This is a genomic window from Streptomyces sp. NPDC088812 (genome assembly GCF_044750285.1).
Classification (GTDB): domain Bacteria; phylum Actinomycetota; class Actinomycetes; order Streptomycetales; family Streptomycetaceae; genus Streptomyces.
Window position 1 is genome coordinate 51,861 of sequence record NZ_JBIVJP010000010.1, and the last position, 15,002, is coordinate 66,862.

Genomic DNA, 15,002 nt, shown 5'->3' on the forward strand with positions numbered 1-15,002 from the left:
CCGGAGTTCTGTAAGGGATGTGTGAAAGCAAAGCGAACGCATACTATGCGCACATGTTCGGATGATCACGGGGGAGCGTGACTCGGTGACCGTCCGCCAGGAACGTCCGCATCCGTGCAAGGGGGGCGCGTTGGGCGCGCGAAGACGATCAGCAAGCCGGACGGCAGGGGTGTGCCTCGCCTTCACCGCCCTGGTGTTCTCCGTTCTGACCGGCTCCCTCGCCGGTGCCGCCGACTGGCAGGAATGCGCCGAGGGCCGTTTCTGCCTCTACACCGAGGCCGACGGGCAGGGCGCCGTCGTAGGCTTCGGACCCGCCAACCCGGTCCAGACCTACTCGGCCGACTGGGACGACCAGGTCGACTCCGTCCACAACAACACCGCCTACTGGGCGTGCGTGTACGAGGACGCCTCCTACGGCGGCACCGTGCAGGCGATCCGCCCCGGTTACCGCGGCAATCTGGCCGACACCAGCACCCAGCTCGTCGACCGGGTCAGCTCGCACAAGCTCGCCAAGTCCAAGGCCGGCTGCTTCACCGGCTTCGAGCGCTGCCGCGACGGCTACCTCTGCCTGTTCACCGAACCCGGCGGACGCGGCGCGATGACCGCCACCCAGCTGGACATCGCGCGCTACGGCACGGAGTGGGACGACAAGGTCGTCTCCGTCGCCAACCACACGGACCGCCACGCCTGCTTCTACCCCGGCGCCGACCACTCCGGGAACTGGACGGACGACGGACGTACCTACGCCAAGTACGTGGTGCTCCGCACGGACGCCACCGTGATCCCGCAGCCGTACGCCGCCACCTTCTCCTCCCACAGGCTGGTCACCGGGACGAGCCTGTGCTGACCGTGAAGAGGACCTCCGTGAAGCACCTGGAGCGGGGCGCCGCCGTCCTGGCCCTGACCGCCTCCCTGCTGGCCGTCCCCGCCACCGGCCCCCGCGCGTTTGCCGCCGAGACCGGACTGACCCTGTCCGTGCTGGAGGCGAGCGCGCTGAAGACGGTGGACGCCACCGTCCCCGGTGTCACCCGGACCACCTACACCGGCGGAAGCGGCGGCCCGTGGATCGTCGACGTGGTGGTCGTCGACCCCGACAAGGCGCCGCTCACCCTGGATGGCTCGTACGGCACCGGCCTCGCCGTCTCCGAGACCACCTCGTCGATGCTCCAGGGCGTCTCCGTCAACACCCTGCGCCGCCCCCGCGCCGGCGTCAACGCGGCCTTCTTCGACGGGCACGTGCGCAACCCGGCCACCGGCACCCACGACGGCGACATCGGCGGCATCGCGGTCCGGGGCGGCAAGCTGCTCAGCGAGGCGGCCAAGGGCAAGGGTGCCGCGCCGGTCGGCTCCGCCCTCGTCCTCCAGTACGACCGCGTCTACATCACCGAACTCGCCACCACGCTGACCGTCGCCCCGAAGGACGGCTCCGCCGCCGCCCGCCAACTCGACGGCATCAACCGGCTGCCCGGCCGCAACGCCCACTGCGAGGGCGCGGAAGCCGGCGAGACCATCGACGCCGAGGGCGTGTGCCGGGACATGTCCGAGATCGTGTCCTTCACCCCCGAGTACGGCGCCCCGACGCCCACCACCGCGGCCGTCGCCACCGACAACGACCCCGACAACCCCACCGGCGAGGCCGTCGTGAGCACGGACGAGGGCATCGAACTGCTTCTCGACGCCGACGACGAGGTCACCGCCTGCTACGAACCCGCCCCGCCCGCCGGCAGCACCTGCGCGACGGGCACCCGCGGCGGACGCACCGTCCCCGCCGGCGGCCGGGTCCTGCAGGGCATCGGGGAGGGCGCGGACTGGCTGCGCGCCCACGCGCCCGTCGGCACCGCCCTGGACCTCACCGAGACCGTCGTCGACACCCGCTTCGGCGACACCCTCGCCCTGGAGCCGTCGATGTACGTCACGGCCGGCGGCGACCTCCTCCTGCGCGACGGGACCATCCGGTACGTCCAGCCGGCCTCGTACAGCGACGGCACCCCGTACGTCCCCGACGCCGCCCCGCGTACCGCCGTCGGCTCGGACGGCTACGGCCGGACCCTGCTGGTGACCGTCGACGGCTACGACACCACGGTGAGCCGGGGCGCCACCCGCCTGGAGCTCGCGACCCTGCTGCGCGACCTCGGCGCGACGGACGCCCTCAACCTCGACGGCGGCGGCTCCACCACCCTCGTCTGGCAGAACACGGTGGTCAACCACCCCTCCGACGGCGACGGGACGGAACGGCCCGTGGCCGACACGGTGTACGCGGGAGCGGGTGGCTATCCGCTGCCCTGACACACCCCACGCCGTGCGGAACGGTCCCCTGGTCTCCCCCCGGTCGTATGACGAGAGGGCCCCCGCCGGCCGGCCGCTGTCGGTGATCGGCCGACAGCGTCCGGACGGCGGAGGCCCTCTTCACGTCCCCGTGACGGTCAGGCGGGAACCGACGCCACGCCCGGGGCCAGGAACCGCTTGCCGTTCACCCGCTCCGAGACGCCCTCGCGGTCCAGGTACGGCGTGACGCCGCCCAGGTGGAAGGGCCAGCCGGCACCGGTGATCAGGCAGAGGTCGATGTCCTGGGCCTCCGCGACGACGCCCTCGTCGAGCATCAGCCCGATCTCCTGCGCCACCGCCTCCAGGACGCGCGCCCGCACCTGCTCTTCGGTGAGGACCGTGTCGCCCTGCTTCAGCAGCGCGGCGACCTCGGGGTCCAGCTCGGGCTTGCCGCTGTCGTAGACGTAGAAGCCGCGCTTGCCCGCCTCGACGACCGCCTTGAGGTTCGGGGAGACCGTGAAGCGGTCCGGGAAGGCGCGGTGGAGGGTCTCCGAGACGTGCAGGCCGATCGCGGGACCGACCAGCTCCAGCAGGACCAGCGGCGACATCGGCAGGCCGAGCGGCTCGACCGCCTTCTCCGCGACCTCGACCGGGGTGCCCTCGTCGATGACGTTCTGCACCTCGCCCATGAAGCGGGTCAGGACGCGGTTGACGACGAACGCCGGGGCGTCCTTCACCAGGACCGCCGTCTTCCTCAGCTTCTTGGCCACGGCGAACGCCGTGGCCAGCGAGGCGTCGTCGGTCCGCTCGCCGCGCACGATCTCCAGCAGCGGCAGCACGGCGACCGGGTTGAAGAAGTGGAAGCCGACGACCCGCTCGGGGTGCTTCAGCTTCGACGCCATCTCGGTGACCGAGAGGGAGGAGGTGTTGGTGGCGAGGATCGCGTGCGCCGGGGCGACCGCCTCGACCTCCGCGAACACCTGCTGCTTGACGCCGATCTCCTCGAACACGGCCTCGATGACGAAGTCCGCGTCCGCGAAGCCCTCGGCCTTGTCCAGGACACCGGTCACCAGCGCCTTGAGGCGGTTGGCCTTGTCCTGGTGGAGCCGGCCCTTGGCGAGCAGCTTGTCGATCTCGGCGTGGACGTAGCCGACGCCCTTGTCGATGCGCTCCTGGTCGATGTCGGTCAGCACGACCGGCACCTCCAGGCGGCGCAGGAAGAGCAGGGCGAGCTGCGAGGCCATCAGGCCCGCGCCCACCACGCCGACCTTGGTGACCGGCCGCGCCAGCGACTTGTCCGGGGCGCCCGCGGGGCGCTTGCCGCGCTTCTGCACCAGGTTGAAGGCATAGATGCCGGAGCGCAGTTCGCCGCCCATCATGAGGTCGGCGAGCGCCCGGTCCTCGGCGTCGAAGCCCCGCTGGAGGTCGCCGTCCTGGGCGGCGGCGATGATCTCGAGGGCGCGGTAGGCGGCCGGGGCCGCGCCGTGCACCTTGCCGTCGGCGATGAACCGGCCACGTGCGACGGCCTGGTCCCAGGCCTCACCGCGGTCGATCACCGGGCGGTCGACGACGATCTCGCCCTTGAGGACGGAGGCCGTCCACAGGAGCGACTGCTCCAGGAAGTCGGCGCCCTCGAACAGCGCGTCGGCGATGCCCAGCTCGTAGACCTGCGCGCCCTTGAGCTGCTTGTTCTGGTTGAGGCTGTTCTCGATGATCACCGAGACGGCCTTGTCGGCGCCGATCAGGTTCGGCAGCAGCGCGCAGCCGCCCCAGCCCGGGACCAGGCCCAGGAACACCTCGGGGAGGGAGAACGCCGGAACGGCCGCGGACACCGTGCGGTAGGTACAGTGCAGGCCGACCTCGACACCGCCGCCCATGGCCGCGCCGTTGTAGTACGCGAACGTCGGGACCCCGAGGGACGACAGGCGCTTGAAGACGTCGTGGCCGCCCTTGCCGATGGCGAGCGCGTGCTCGTGCTCCTTGAGGAGCTCGATGCCCTTGAGGTCGGCGCCGACGGCGAAGATGAACGGCTTGCCGGTGACACCGGCGCCGACGATCGAGCCGTCCGCGGCCTCCTGCTCGACCTGGTCGATCGCGGTGTTCAGGTGCGCGAGGGACTGCGGGCCGAAGGTGGTCGGCTTGGTGTGGTCCAGGCCGTTGTCCAGGGTGATCAGGGCGAAGCGGCCCGCACCCAGCGGCAGGTCGAAGTGGCGTACGTGCGCGCTGGTGACGACCTCGTCCGGGAACAGCTCGGCCGCACCCTTCAACAGCTCTGCGGTGGTGCTCACTTGTCCCCCTCGAAGTGCGGGTTCTCCCAGACGACCGTCGCGCCCATGCCGAAGCCGACGCACATGGTGGTCAGGCCGTAGCGGACGTGCGGCTGGTCCTCGAACTGGCGGGCCAGCTGCGTCATCAGGCGGACGCCCGACGAGGCCAGCGGGTGGCCGAAGGCGATGGCGCCGCCGTACTGGTTGACGCGCTCGTCGTCGTCGGCGATGCCGTAGTGGTCGAGGAAGGCCAGGACCTGGACGGCGAAGGCCTCGTTGATCTCGAACAGGCCGATGTCGGAGATCGACAGCCCGGCCTGGGCGAGGGCCTTCTCGGTGGCCGGGATCGGGCCGTAGCCCATGACCTCCGGCTCCACGCCCGCGAAGGCGTAGGAGACCAGGCGCATCTTGACCGGCAGGCCGTTCTCGCGCGCGAAGTCCTCGGACGCGATGAGGGAGGCGGTGGCGCCGTCGTTCAGACCGGCCGCGTTGCCCGCGGTGACCCGGCCGTGGACGCGGAACGGCGTCTTCAGGCCCGCCAGGTTCTCCAGGGTGGTGCCCGGGCGCATCGGCTCGTCGGCCGTGACCAGGCCCCAGCCGGTCTCCCCGCCCTCGGGGCTGGTGCGGCGCACCGAGATCGGCACCAGGTCGGCCTGGATCTTGCCGTCGGCGTACGCCTTGGCGGCCTTCTCCTGCGAGCGCACCGCGTACTCGTCCGCGCGCAGCTTGGTGATCTGCGGGTAGCGGTCGTGCAGGTTCTCCGCGGTCATGCCCATGAACAGGGCCGACTCGTCGACCAGCTTCTCGCTCACGAACCGCGGGTTGGGGTCCACTCCCTCGCCCATCGGGTGGCGGCCCATGTGCTCGACACCGCCGGCGACGGCGACGTCGTACGCGCCGAAGGCGACGGAACCGGCCACCGTGGTGACGGCGGTCAGCGCGCCCGCGCACATGCGGTCGATGGAGTAGCCGGGGACCGAGGTGGGCAGGCCCGCGAGGATGCCGGCGGTGCGGCCGATGGTCAGGCCCTGGTCGCCGATCTGGGTGGTCGCGGCGATGGCGACCTCGTCGACCTTCTTCGGGTCGAGACCGGGGTTGCGGCGCAGCAGCTCCCGGATCGCCTTCACGACGAGGTCGTCGGCGCGGGTCTCGTGGTAGACGCCCTTCGGGCCCGCCTTGCCGAACGGGGTGCGGACGCCGTCGACGAAGACGACGTCCCTGACGGTACGAGGCACGATGGCTCTCCTCCAGGGTGCGGGATGGCACTGCTGCGACGCGCAAGCGCTGAGCGCGCGCTCAGAACCCATGCTACTTGTGGGTAACGTAGCTGCCCAGTCCCGGAGGGCCAAGCGGTGAAGGTCACACCCCGGGGGGTGCCGTCGACCCCCGGGGCGTCAGCACCGGCGTCGGCACCGGGTGCGATCCCGGCCCCGCCCCCGTGACCACCCCGAACAGCGTCCGCGCCGCCTCCGCGCCGAAGCCGAACACGTCATGGCTCATCGCGGACAGCGTGGGGTGGGTCAGCCGGCACAGCTGCGAGTCGTCCCAGGCCAGCAGGGAAACGTCCCGCGGCACGGACAGCCCCATCTCGGCCGCCACCGACAGCCCCGCCACGGCCATGATGTCGTTGTCGTAGACGATCGCCGTCGGCCGGTCCGGCGGGGCGGCCGCCAGCATCGACCGGGTGGCCCGCGCCCCCGCCTCCCCGGAGTAGTCCGTCGCGACCTGCCACGCCCCGGCCAGCCCCAGACTCCGCGCCGCCCCGTCGAACGCGGCCGCCCGGATCACCGTGTGCCCGAGCGCGGCGGCGCCCCCCACCCGGGCGATACGGCGGTGCCCCAGCGCGGCGAGATACCGCACGGCCTCCGTCACGGCGGTGGCGTCGTCGGTCCACACGGACGTCAGGGAGCCGGTCAGCGAGGGCTGCCCCACGGCCACCACCGGCATCCCCAGCCGCTCGGCCGCCGCCACCCGGGGATCGTCGGCCCGGAAGTCCACCAGGATCGACCCGCCGACCTGCCGCCCCCGCCACCACGACTCCTGGATCGCGACCTCCTCCTCCACGGTCCGCACCAGCCGCAGCAGCAGCGAGCAGGAGTGCTCGGTCAGGACGCTCTCCACCCCGGAGACGAACTCCATGTAGAACGGCTCCAGGCCCAGCATCCGGGCCGGCCGGCAGATCGCCAGCCCCACCACGTCCACGCGCGAGCCGGCCAGCGACCGCGCGGTCAGGTTCGGCTCCCAGCCCAGCTCCCGCGCCGCCGCGAAGATACGGTCCCGGGTCGCCTCCGACAGCCCCGGCTTGCGGTTGAAGGCGAGCGAGACCGCGCCCTTGGACACGCCGGCGCGCGCGGCGACGTCCTTGATGGTGACGCGGGGCGACGGGGAGGCTGTCATCGAGCGGGCTCCTGGCAGTACAGCGCGGCACGGGCGGCGGCGGCGTCCGGAGTCTCCCAGCCCGCGACGCCGATCGTCACCCGTTCCCCGGGAAGCAGGGTGACGAGCCCCCGGTCGGCCCGCGCCCCCGGCGCCAGCCGGTCCGCCTGGAGCAGCAGGTCCCGCACCAGGGTGCGGGCGCGCACCTCGACGCCCTCGGGGACGACGGCCACCTCGAACTCCGGGCGCGGGTAGGGGATCTCCCGGTCGGGCACCGGGAAGTGCACGGCCCGCAGCCCTTCGGCGCCCGGCACGTCGGCCACCAGGAACTCCTTCGCCCCGGCGGGCTCCAGCTCCGCCGGCACCTCCACCCCGGCCACCGTCCGCGGGTCCGCCGCGAAGGCGGCGCCGGCCGTGGCGAGCACCTCCCCCTCGACGGACATCCGCCGCAGCGACACCGTCCCCGTCCACCGCCCGGCCGCCTGGTTGACCGCCGCCACCAGCAGCCCGCCGGACCGCCGCCGCACGGTGAGCAGCCGGTCGGCGTACACCCGCCGCAGCTCGTGGTAGAGCGGCTTCTCCCGCCCGTCGCCGTCGATCGCCGCCCAGGACGTCACCGGCCAGCAGTCGTTGAGCTGCCAGACGACGGTGCCCGCGCACACCGGCCAGTGCGCGCGCCAGTGCTCGATCCCGGCGGCGACCGCACGGGCCTGGTTGACCTGGGTGAGGTAGTGCCAGCGGTCGAAGTCCCCCGCCGGGACGGCGAAGTGCCGGGCGAGCCCGCGCTCCAGCTTGCCGTTGCCGTCCTCGGCCTTCTGGTGGTGCAGCATGCCGGGGGAGCCGGCCGCGAGCTCCTCCCCGGGCAGCGCCCGCCGCAGCGTGGCGTACGCGGGCGGGGCCTGCCAGCCGAACTCGGCCACGAACCGGGGCACGGTGAGCCGGTAGTCGGCCCAGTCCTCGCGGTTCCACACCTCCCACGAGTGGTGCGTGCCGTGCGCGGGATCGTTCGGGTGGTGCCGCCACGACCCCGACCAGGGACTGCCCGCCGTGTACGGCCGTGTCGGGTCCAGCTCGGCCACCACCCGCGGCAGCAGCCCGAGGTAGTACCCCTCCCCCCACGAGGCGCCGCCGAGCCGCTCCTCCCACTGCCAGTCCCGGAACCCCCACAGGTTCTCGTTGTTGCCGTTCCACAGCACCAGCGACGGGTGCGGCATCAGCCGTACGACGTTCTCCCGGGCCTCCGCCTCCACCTCGCCCCGCAGCGGCTGCTCCTCCGGGTAGGCCGCGCACGCGAACGGGAAGTCCTGCCACACCAGCAGGCCCAGCTCGTCGCAGGCGTCGTAGAAGTCCTCGCTCTCGTAGATCCCGCCGCCCCAGACCCGTACGAGGTCCACGCCGGCGCCGGCGGCCTGCCGCAGCCGCTCCCGGTAGCGCTCCCGCGTCACCCGGGAGGGGAACACGTCGTCCGGGATCCAGTTCACGCCCCGCGCGAAGAGCCGCTCACCGTTGACGACGAGCGTGAACCCGGTGCCGTGCGCGTCGGCGGAGGTGTCCAGTGCCACGGTCCGGAAGCCGACCCGCCGCCGCCACACGTCCAGCGGGGCCGCCCCGTGGCGCAGCGTCAGCTCCACCTCGTACAGCGGCTGCCCGCCGTACCCGCGCGGCCACCACAGCTCCGCGCCCGGCACCTCCACCCGTACGACACCGGCCGTGCCCGCCACCTCGGCCCGCACCCGCCGGCCGGCCACCCGGGCCTCCAGGGTGAGCGCGGCCTCCACCCGGGTCCGCTCCACGTCGACCCGCAGCTCCACGACCCCCACGCCCCCTTCCACGGTGACCAGCGGGCGCACCCGGGCGATCCGCGCCGTCGACCAGCGCTCCAGCCGCACCGGCCGCCAGATCCCGGCCGTGACCAGGGTCGGCCCCCAGTCCCAGCCGAAGGAGCAGGCCATCTTGCGGACGTACTGGTACGGCTCGGCGTAGGCGGCCGGCCGCTCGCCGAGCCGTCCGCGCACGGCCTCCGCCTCGGCGTAGGCGGACCGGAACCGGACCGCCAGCGTCCCGCTCGCCCCGGTCACGTCGAAGCGGTAGGAGCGGTGCATGTTCCGCACCCGTCCCAGGAGCCGGCCGTCCACCAGGATCTCGGCGGCCGTGTCCAGCCCGTCGAAGACCAGGTCGGTCTGCTCGTGCCCGGACCCCGCCTCCGGCAGCCTCGTCTCGTACGTCCACTCCCGTCGCCCCACCCACCCGAGCGCGGTCTCGTTGCGGCCGAGGAACGGGTCCGGGATCACCCCCGCCGCGAGCAGGTCGGTGTGCACACACCCCGGCACCACGGCCGGGAGCGCGTCCCGCCCGTGCCGCAGGATCCATCCGTCGGTGAGCGGTGTCGCCTCCAGCATGCGCACTCCCTAAACCGGTAAACCCGAGTGTTTGGGCGCCGTCCATCATCCTTGGCGGGAATGGGACTTTACCGGTTGAGAAAGCGCTGCCAGAGTGCCGAACCAGCCAACCCGTACGCGCTCCACCGACCCGTACGCGCTCCACCACCCCGCACGTGCTCGTCCGTCCCGTGAACGGAGCTGATGCACATGAACCGCCGTACAGTCCTCGCCGTCGTCGCGGGAGCCGCCCTGCTGCTCCCCGGCTGCACCGGTACAGCAGGCACCTCCCAGGGCGCGGAGGCCGCGGCGCCCACCGACCCCGCGAAGGTGAGCGGCACCATCACGGTCCTCACCGTCCGCACGGACCTCGTGCAGGACGGGACGATGGAGAAGTACGCCGCCGAGTTCAACAAGACGTACCCCAAGGTGAAGGTCGAGTTCCAGGCCCTCACCAACTACGAGGCCGAGATCAAGATCCGGATGAACACGGAGGACTACGGCGACGTCCTGCTGATCCCCGGCGTGATCAAGAAGGACGACTACCCGAAGTACTTCGCCTCCCTCGGCACCGCGGCCGAGCGCTCGAAGAAGTACCGCTTCACCGACTTCACCGCCGTCGACGGCAAGGTCTACGGCCAGACCCCGGTCGGGGTGATGCCGGGCTTCGTCTACAACAAGCGGGTGTGGCGGGAGGCCGGGGTCACCGCATGGCCCACCACCTCGGCCGAGTTCCTGGCCGCCCTGAAGGCGATCAAGACGAAGACCGACGCGACCCCCTACTACACCAACTTCGCCGCCCAGTGGCCGCTGACCTCGTGGACCTTCGTCAACGGCTCGGTCAGCTGCGACACCGGGGCCACCACGAAGCTTGCCGAGGGCGACCCCTGGGCGGCGGGCTCCGACCTGCGCACCGGCGACACGCTGCTGTACGACATCGTCCGGCAGGGCCTCGCCGAGAAGGACCCGACGACCACCAACTGGGAGCTGTCCAAGCCGCAGTTGGCGAAGGGTGAGATCGCCACCCAGTGGCTCGGCACCTGGGCGATCGTGCAGTTCCAGGACGCCGCGAAGAAGGCCGGCGTGAACCCCGACGACATCGGCTTCATGCCCTTCCCCGCACAGGTCGACGGCACGTTCTGCGCCACCGTCGGCCCCGACTACAACCAGGCCGTCAACATCCACTCGAAGCACAAGGAGGCGGCCCGCGCCTGGATCGACTGGTTCACCGACAAGTCCGGCTACGACCGGGACAACCTGGCCATCTCCCCGCTGAAGGACGCGTCCATGCCCGAGGTGCTGAAGCCGTACGAGGACGCGGGCGTGAAGCTGATCGAGCTGGACGACTCCGCGGGCGCGAAGGTCAAGCTGATCGACGACGAGTCCGAGGTCGGCATCAACAAGCCCGAGTACCGGCAGGACCTCGTCGACCTCGCGCGCGGCGCCAAGAAGGGCAGCCTGGACGACTTCCTGGCCGGCCTCGGCGAGAAGTGGACCGCGACGCAGAAGAACGTGACCGGCTGATGGCGCACACCACCGAGAGGGCGACCTCCGAGGCCGCGGCACCGGCCTCGGAGCGCGCCGCCCCCGCCCCCGCACCGGCCCCACGGCGGGCACGGGTCCGGCGGACCGTCACCCCGTGGCTGTTCCTGCTCGCCCCGCTCACCCTCCTGATCACCTTCACCTACGCGCCGATCGCCAACATGGTCGCGTACAGCTTCACCGACTGGGACGGCGTGAGCCCCGAGCTGCACTACACGGGCACCGGGAACTACACGGAGATCTTCACCCGGGAGGACCTCTTCCAGGTGTTCTTCGTCAGCGGCTACTACCTGGCCGCCTCGGCGCTCCAGATCGTCGCCGCGCTGTACTTCGCGACGGTCCTCAGCTTCGACCTCCGCTTCCGGAACTTCTTCAAGGGCGTGCTCTTCTTCCCCTCCCTGGTCAACGGCGTCGCGATCGGCTTCGTCTTCCTGTACTTCTTCCAGGACGGCGGCACCCTCGACACGGTCCTCGGACTCTTCGGGTACCACGCCGACCAGGCCTGGCTGGGCACGCCGTTCTCCGCGAACACCTCGCTCGCCGGCGTCTCGGTCTGGCGCTACCTCGGCATGAACTTCGTGCTGTTCCTCGGCGCGATCCAGTCCATCCCGGGGGAGCTGTACGAGGCGTCGGAGCTGGACGGCGCGAACCGCTGGCACCAGTTCCGCCACATCATCCTGCCCGGCATCAAGCCGGTGCTGACCCTGACCGTGATCCTCTCGGTCTCCGGCTCCCTGTCCGCCTTCGAGATCCCGTACATCATGACCGGCGGGGCGACCGGCACCGAGACCTTCGTGATCCAGACCGTGAAGCTGGCCTTCCAGTTCAACAAGACGGGCCTCGCGTCGGCGGCCGCCGTGGTGCTGCTGCTGATCATCCTGGCGGTGACCTGGGTGCAGCGGCGTCTCGTCCCCGACGAGAGGGTGGACCTCGTATGACCCGCCGAGCCGTTGCCCGCGCCCTGGTGTACCTGTCGCTGGTCCTCGCCGCGGTGGTCGTCCTGCTCCCGCTGGGCGTCGTCTTCCTGACCTCGCTGAAGACGGGGGACGAGACCGCGGACGGCGGCGGGGCCCTCACCCTCCCGCGTGACCCGCTCAACTTCCACAACTACGTGACGGCGTTCCGGGACGGCGGGATGCTCACGGCCTTCGGCAACACCGCCTTCATCCTGGTGGTGTCCGTCGGCGGGACGGTCCTCATCGGCTCGATGACGGCGTACGCGATCGACCGCTTCACCTTCCGCTTCCGGAAACTGGTGGTCGCCCTCTTCCTGGTCGCCGCGCTGGTCCCCGGGGTGACCACGCAGGTGGCCACCTTCCAGATCGTCCACGGCTTCGGCCTGTTCGACACCCGCTGGGCGCCGATCGCCCTCTACCTGGGCACCGACATCGTGTCGATCTACATCTTCCTCCAGTTCGTCCGCTCGATCCCCGTCTCCCTGGACGAGGCGGCCCGCCTCGACGGCGCGGGCGCCTTCACCGTCTACCGGAGGATCATCCTGCCGCTGCTGAAACCGGCGATCGCGACGGTCGTGATCGTGAAGGGGATCGCCGTCTACAACGACTTCTACATCCCGTTCCTCTACATGCCGTCGCAGGATCTTGGCGTGATCTCGACGTCACTGTTCCGCTTCAAGGGGCCCTACTCGGCCCACTGGGAGACCATCTCGGCAGGAGCGGTCCTGGTGATCCTGCCGACCCTGATCGTCTTCCTCGCCCTGCAGAAGTACATCTACAACGGCTTCATGCGGGGCGCGTCCAGATGAACCGGACGCGGCCACGACCTCCGGTGGCCGCCGTGGGACGGACGGGTCCCACGGCGGCCGGGCGGGCTCACGCGGACAGGGCCGCGACCAGCACCGGCGTCACCTGCTCGACCTGCCAGGGCCGCGCCCCGAGCGCCGACAGCGCGGCGGCGATCGACTCCGCGTCGACCGGGGCGGGCGGCTCCCAGCAGACGCGCCGTACGGTGTCCGGCGCGACGAGGTTCTCCTGCGGCATGTTCAGCTCCTCGGCCAGGGCCGACACCGCGGCCCGCGCGGCCGACAGCCGGGCGGCGGCCACCGGGTCCTTGTCGGCCCACGCCCGCGGCGGCGGAGGCCCGGCGACCGGCTGCCCCGGCTGCGGCAGCTGTGCCTCGCTCAACGCCCTCGCCCGGTCCACGGCCGCCTGCCACTGCTCCAGCTGCCGACGCCCCATCCGGTGCCCGAACCCGTTCAGCGCGGCGAGCGCGTGCACGGTGGCCGGGAGGGAGAGCGCGGCCTCCACGATGGCCGCGTCCGAGAGCACCTTGCCCGGCGACACGTCCCGCCGCTGCGCGATCCGGTCCCGGGTCTGCCACAGCTCCCGCACGACGCCGAGCTGCCGCCGGCGGCGCACCTTGTGCATGCCGGACGTACGGCGCCAGGGGTCCTTGCGGGGCTCGGGCGGCGGGGCCGAGGCGATCGCGTCGAACTCCTGCCGGGCCCACTCCAGCTTGCCCTGCCGGTCCAGCTCCTTCTCCAGCGCGTCGCGCAGATCGACCAGGAGCTCGACGTCCAGGGCGGCGTAACGCAGCCACGGCTCGGGCAGCGGCCGGGTCGACCAGTCGACGGCGGAGTGGCCCTTCTCCAGGACGAAGCCGAGGACGCCCTCGACCATGGCGCCGAGGCCGACCCGCGGGAACCCGGCGAGCCGTCCGGCCAGCTCGGTGTCGAACAACCGCGTCGGCACCATGCCTATCTCGCGCAGGCAGGGCAGATCCTGGGTGGCGGCGTGCAGCACCCACTCGACGCCGGACAGGGCGTCGCCCAGGGCGGTCAGGTCGGGGCAGCCGACGGGGTCGATCAGCGCGGTGCCGGCGCCCTGGCGGCGCAGCTGCACCAGGTAGGCGCGCTGGCCGTAGCGGTAGCCGGAGGCGCGCTCGGCGTCGACGGCGACAGGGCCGGAACCGGCGGCGAAGGCCGCGATCACGGCGGCGAGGGAGGCCTCGTCGGCGATGACGTCGGGGATGCCCTCGCGTGGTTCGAGCAGTGGTGTCGGCGCCCCGGAAACAGGTGAAGCAGTAGTTCCGCCGTCGTCCGGAGGGGCGCCTCCGGTGGTTCGCAGTGAGCTGGCTGCTGCGGTTTCTTGGGCGTCGGTCACCTGTCAAGGGTATCCGTGTGTGGACGGCGCCCGCCGACGGAACGTTCCGTCGGCGGGCGCCGCAGGGTCGTAAACCGGTCAGGCCCGGCGGCCGGGACGTGTGGTCCCGGCGAGGGCTGCCCAGGATGGCGCGGGCGCGCGCTCCAGGGCAGGGGCGGCCGGCGGGGGGAGTGGCATGGGTCGGGGCGGCGTGGATCGTGGGGGTCGGGACGGAGCGTGACGGGAAGCCGGGTGGGGAGCGTGAGGGGAGGCGTGACGGGGATCGGGGCGGGAGACGTGACGGGGATCGGGGCGGGAGGCGGGGCGGCGGGCCGGGGTCAGTGGATGATCCCGGTCCGCAGGGCGACCGCCACCATGCCGGCGCGGTCACCCGTGCCGAGCTTGCGGGCGATCCGGGCGAGGTGGCTCTTGACGGTCAGCGCGGACAGGCCCATCGAGACGCCGATGGCCTTGTTCGACTGGCCCTCGGCGACCAGCCGCAGCACCTCCACCTCGCGGCCGGACAGCTCGCGGTAGCCGCCCGGGTGGCTCGGGGCACCCGGGGGGCGGCGGTGGAGGCGGGCGGCGGCCGCGCCGATGGGGGCGGCACCGGGCCGGGTGGGGAGCCCGACGTTGGTGCGGGTGCCGGTGACGACGTAGCCCTTCACACCGCCCGCGAGGGCGTTGCGCACGGCGCCGATGTCGTCGGCGGCGGAGAGGGCGAGCCCGTTGGGCCAGCCCGCGGCGCGGGTCTCCGACAGCAGGGTGAGGCCGGAGCCGTCGGGCAGGTGGACGTCGGCGACGCAGATGTCTCGGGGGTTGCCGATGCGGGGACGAGCCTCCGCGATGGACGAGGCCTCGATGACATCGCGCACACCGAGCGCCCACAGATGGCGGGTGACGGTGGAGCGGACGCGGGGATCGGCCACGACCACCATGGCGGTGGGCTTGTTCGGGCGGTAGGCGACCAGGCTTGCGGGCTGCTCGAGGAGAACGGACACCAGGCCTCCTGGGGTGCGGGACGGGGCCGGCTCGGGGGATGAAGCCGGGGGGAACCGTGCTTTCAAGGTCAC

At 72.1% G+C, this 15,002-nt stretch carries 11 protein-coding genes; 5 read left to right on the forward strand and 6 right to left on the reverse strand.

Annotation, left to right across the window (positions count from 1 at the left end; all coding sequences use genetic code 11):
• Window positions 1-169: 169 nt before the first annotated feature.
• Both ACIP67_RS18990 and ACIP67_RS18995 read left to right on the forward strand, forming a co-directional pair.
• Window positions 170-847, forward strand: a complete 678-nt coding sequence (locus tag ACIP67_RS18990; protein WP_401693000.1) for a peptidase inhibitor family I36 protein — start codon at window positions 170-172, stop codon at window positions 845-847.
• 2 nt (window positions 848-849) lie between these two features.
• The gene (locus ACIP67_RS18995) at window positions 850-2,286 is read left to right on the forward strand and encodes a phosphodiester glycosidase family protein (RefSeq protein ID WP_401693002.1); all 1,437 of its coding nucleotides are present in this window, start codon (window positions 850-852) and stop codon (window positions 2,284-2,286) included.
• A gap of 137 nt (window positions 2,287-2,423) precedes the next feature.
• Here ACIP67_RS18995 and ACIP67_RS19000 read toward each other — a convergent pair whose 3' ends face one another.
• The 4 genes from ACIP67_RS19000 to ACIP67_RS19015 all read right to left on the reverse strand — a co-directional run bounded on the left by ACIP67_RS19000 (window position 2,424) and on the right by ACIP67_RS19015 (window position 9,307).
• The gene (locus tag ACIP67_RS19000) at window positions 2,424-4,553 is read right to left on the reverse strand and encodes a 3-hydroxyacyl-CoA dehydrogenase NAD-binding domain-containing protein (RefSeq protein WP_401693004.1); all 2,130 of its coding nucleotides are present in this window, start codon (window positions 4,551-4,553) and stop codon (window positions 2,424-2,426) included.
• A complete protein-coding gene (locus ACIP67_RS19005; protein WP_401693005.1) occupies window positions 4,550-5,767 on the reverse strand; it encodes a thiolase family protein in 1,218 nt (405 codons plus the stop codon). Before ACIP67_RS19005 ends, ACIP67_RS19000 begins: the two co-directional genes overlap by 4 nt.
• A 124-nt stretch (window positions 5,768-5,891) precedes the next feature.
• On the reverse strand, window positions 5,892-6,929 hold the full coding sequence (locus ACIP67_RS19010) for a LacI family DNA-binding transcriptional regulator (RefSeq protein ID WP_401693006.1): 1,038 nt from the start codon (window positions 6,927-6,929) through the stop codon (window positions 5,892-5,894).
• The gene (locus ACIP67_RS19015; protein WP_401693008.1) at window positions 6,926-9,307 is read right to left on the reverse strand and encodes a glycoside hydrolase family 2 protein; all 2,382 of its coding nucleotides are present in this window, start codon (window positions 9,305-9,307) and stop codon (window positions 6,926-6,928) included. Before ACIP67_RS19015 ends, ACIP67_RS19010 begins: the two co-directional genes overlap by 4 nt.
• Window positions 9,308-9,496: 189 nt before the next feature.
• Between ACIP67_RS19015 and ACIP67_RS19020 the strand changes: the two genes are divergently transcribed.
• From ACIP67_RS19020 to ACIP67_RS19030, 3 genes are read left to right on the forward strand one after another with little or no spacing between them, the layout of a single operon-like run.
• Window positions 9,497-10,810 carry an extracellular solute-binding protein gene (locus ACIP67_RS19020; protein WP_401693009.1) on the forward strand — a complete coding sequence of 438 codons (1,314 nt, stop codon included), beginning with the start codon at window positions 9,497-9,499 and terminating at the stop codon, window positions 10,808-10,810.
• A complete protein-coding gene (locus ACIP67_RS19025; protein ID WP_401693011.1) occupies window positions 10,810-11,766 on the forward strand; it encodes a carbohydrate ABC transporter permease in 957 nt (318 codons plus the stop codon). The genes ACIP67_RS19020 and ACIP67_RS19025 overlap by 1 nt, the downstream gene beginning before the upstream one ends.
• The gene (locus ACIP67_RS19030; RefSeq protein ID WP_401693012.1) at window positions 11,763-12,593 is read left to right on the forward strand and encodes a carbohydrate ABC transporter permease; all 831 of its coding nucleotides are present in this window, start codon (window positions 11,763-11,765) and stop codon (window positions 12,591-12,593) included. The genes ACIP67_RS19025 and ACIP67_RS19030 overlap by 4 nt, the downstream gene beginning before the upstream one ends.
• Window positions 12,594-12,660: 67 nt before the next feature.
• On the opposite strand, the gene ACIP67_RS19035 is transcribed toward ACIP67_RS19030, so the two are convergent.
• Both ACIP67_RS19035 and ACIP67_RS19040 read right to left on the reverse strand, forming a co-directional pair.
• A complete protein-coding gene (locus ACIP67_RS19035) occupies window positions 12,661-13,950 on the reverse strand; it encodes an HRDC domain-containing protein (protein ID WP_401693013.1) in 1,290 nt (429 codons plus the stop codon).
• 317 nt (window positions 13,951-14,267) lie between these two features.
• Window positions 14,268-14,930 carry a response regulator transcription factor gene (locus ACIP67_RS19040; protein ID WP_003993737.1) on the reverse strand — a complete coding sequence of 221 codons (663 nt, stop codon included), beginning with the start codon at window positions 14,928-14,930 and terminating at the stop codon, window positions 14,268-14,270.
• Between the last annotated feature and the right edge of the window lie 72 nt (window positions 14,931-15,002).

Coding starts and splice junctions, on each gene's coding strand:
- ACIP67_RS19010 (WP_401693006.1), bottom strand. CDS start 6,929: ATGACAGCCTCCCCGTCGCCCCGCGTCACCATCAAGGACGTCGCCGCG.
- ACIP67_RS19015 (WP_401693008.1), bottom strand. CDS start 9,307: ATGCTGGAGGCGACACCGCTCACCGACGGATGGATCCTGCGGCACGGG.
- ACIP67_RS19020 (WP_401693009.1), top strand. CDS start 9,497: ATGAACCGCCGTACAGTCCTCGCCGTCGTCGCGGGAGCCGCCCTGCTG.
- ACIP67_RS19025 (WP_401693011.1), top strand. CDS start 10,810: ATGGCGCACACCACCGAGAGGGCGACCTCCGAGGCCGCGGCACCGGCC.
- ACIP67_RS19030 (WP_401693012.1), top strand. CDS start 11,763: ATGACCCGCCGAGCCGTTGCCCGCGCCCTGGTGTACCTGTCGCTGGTC.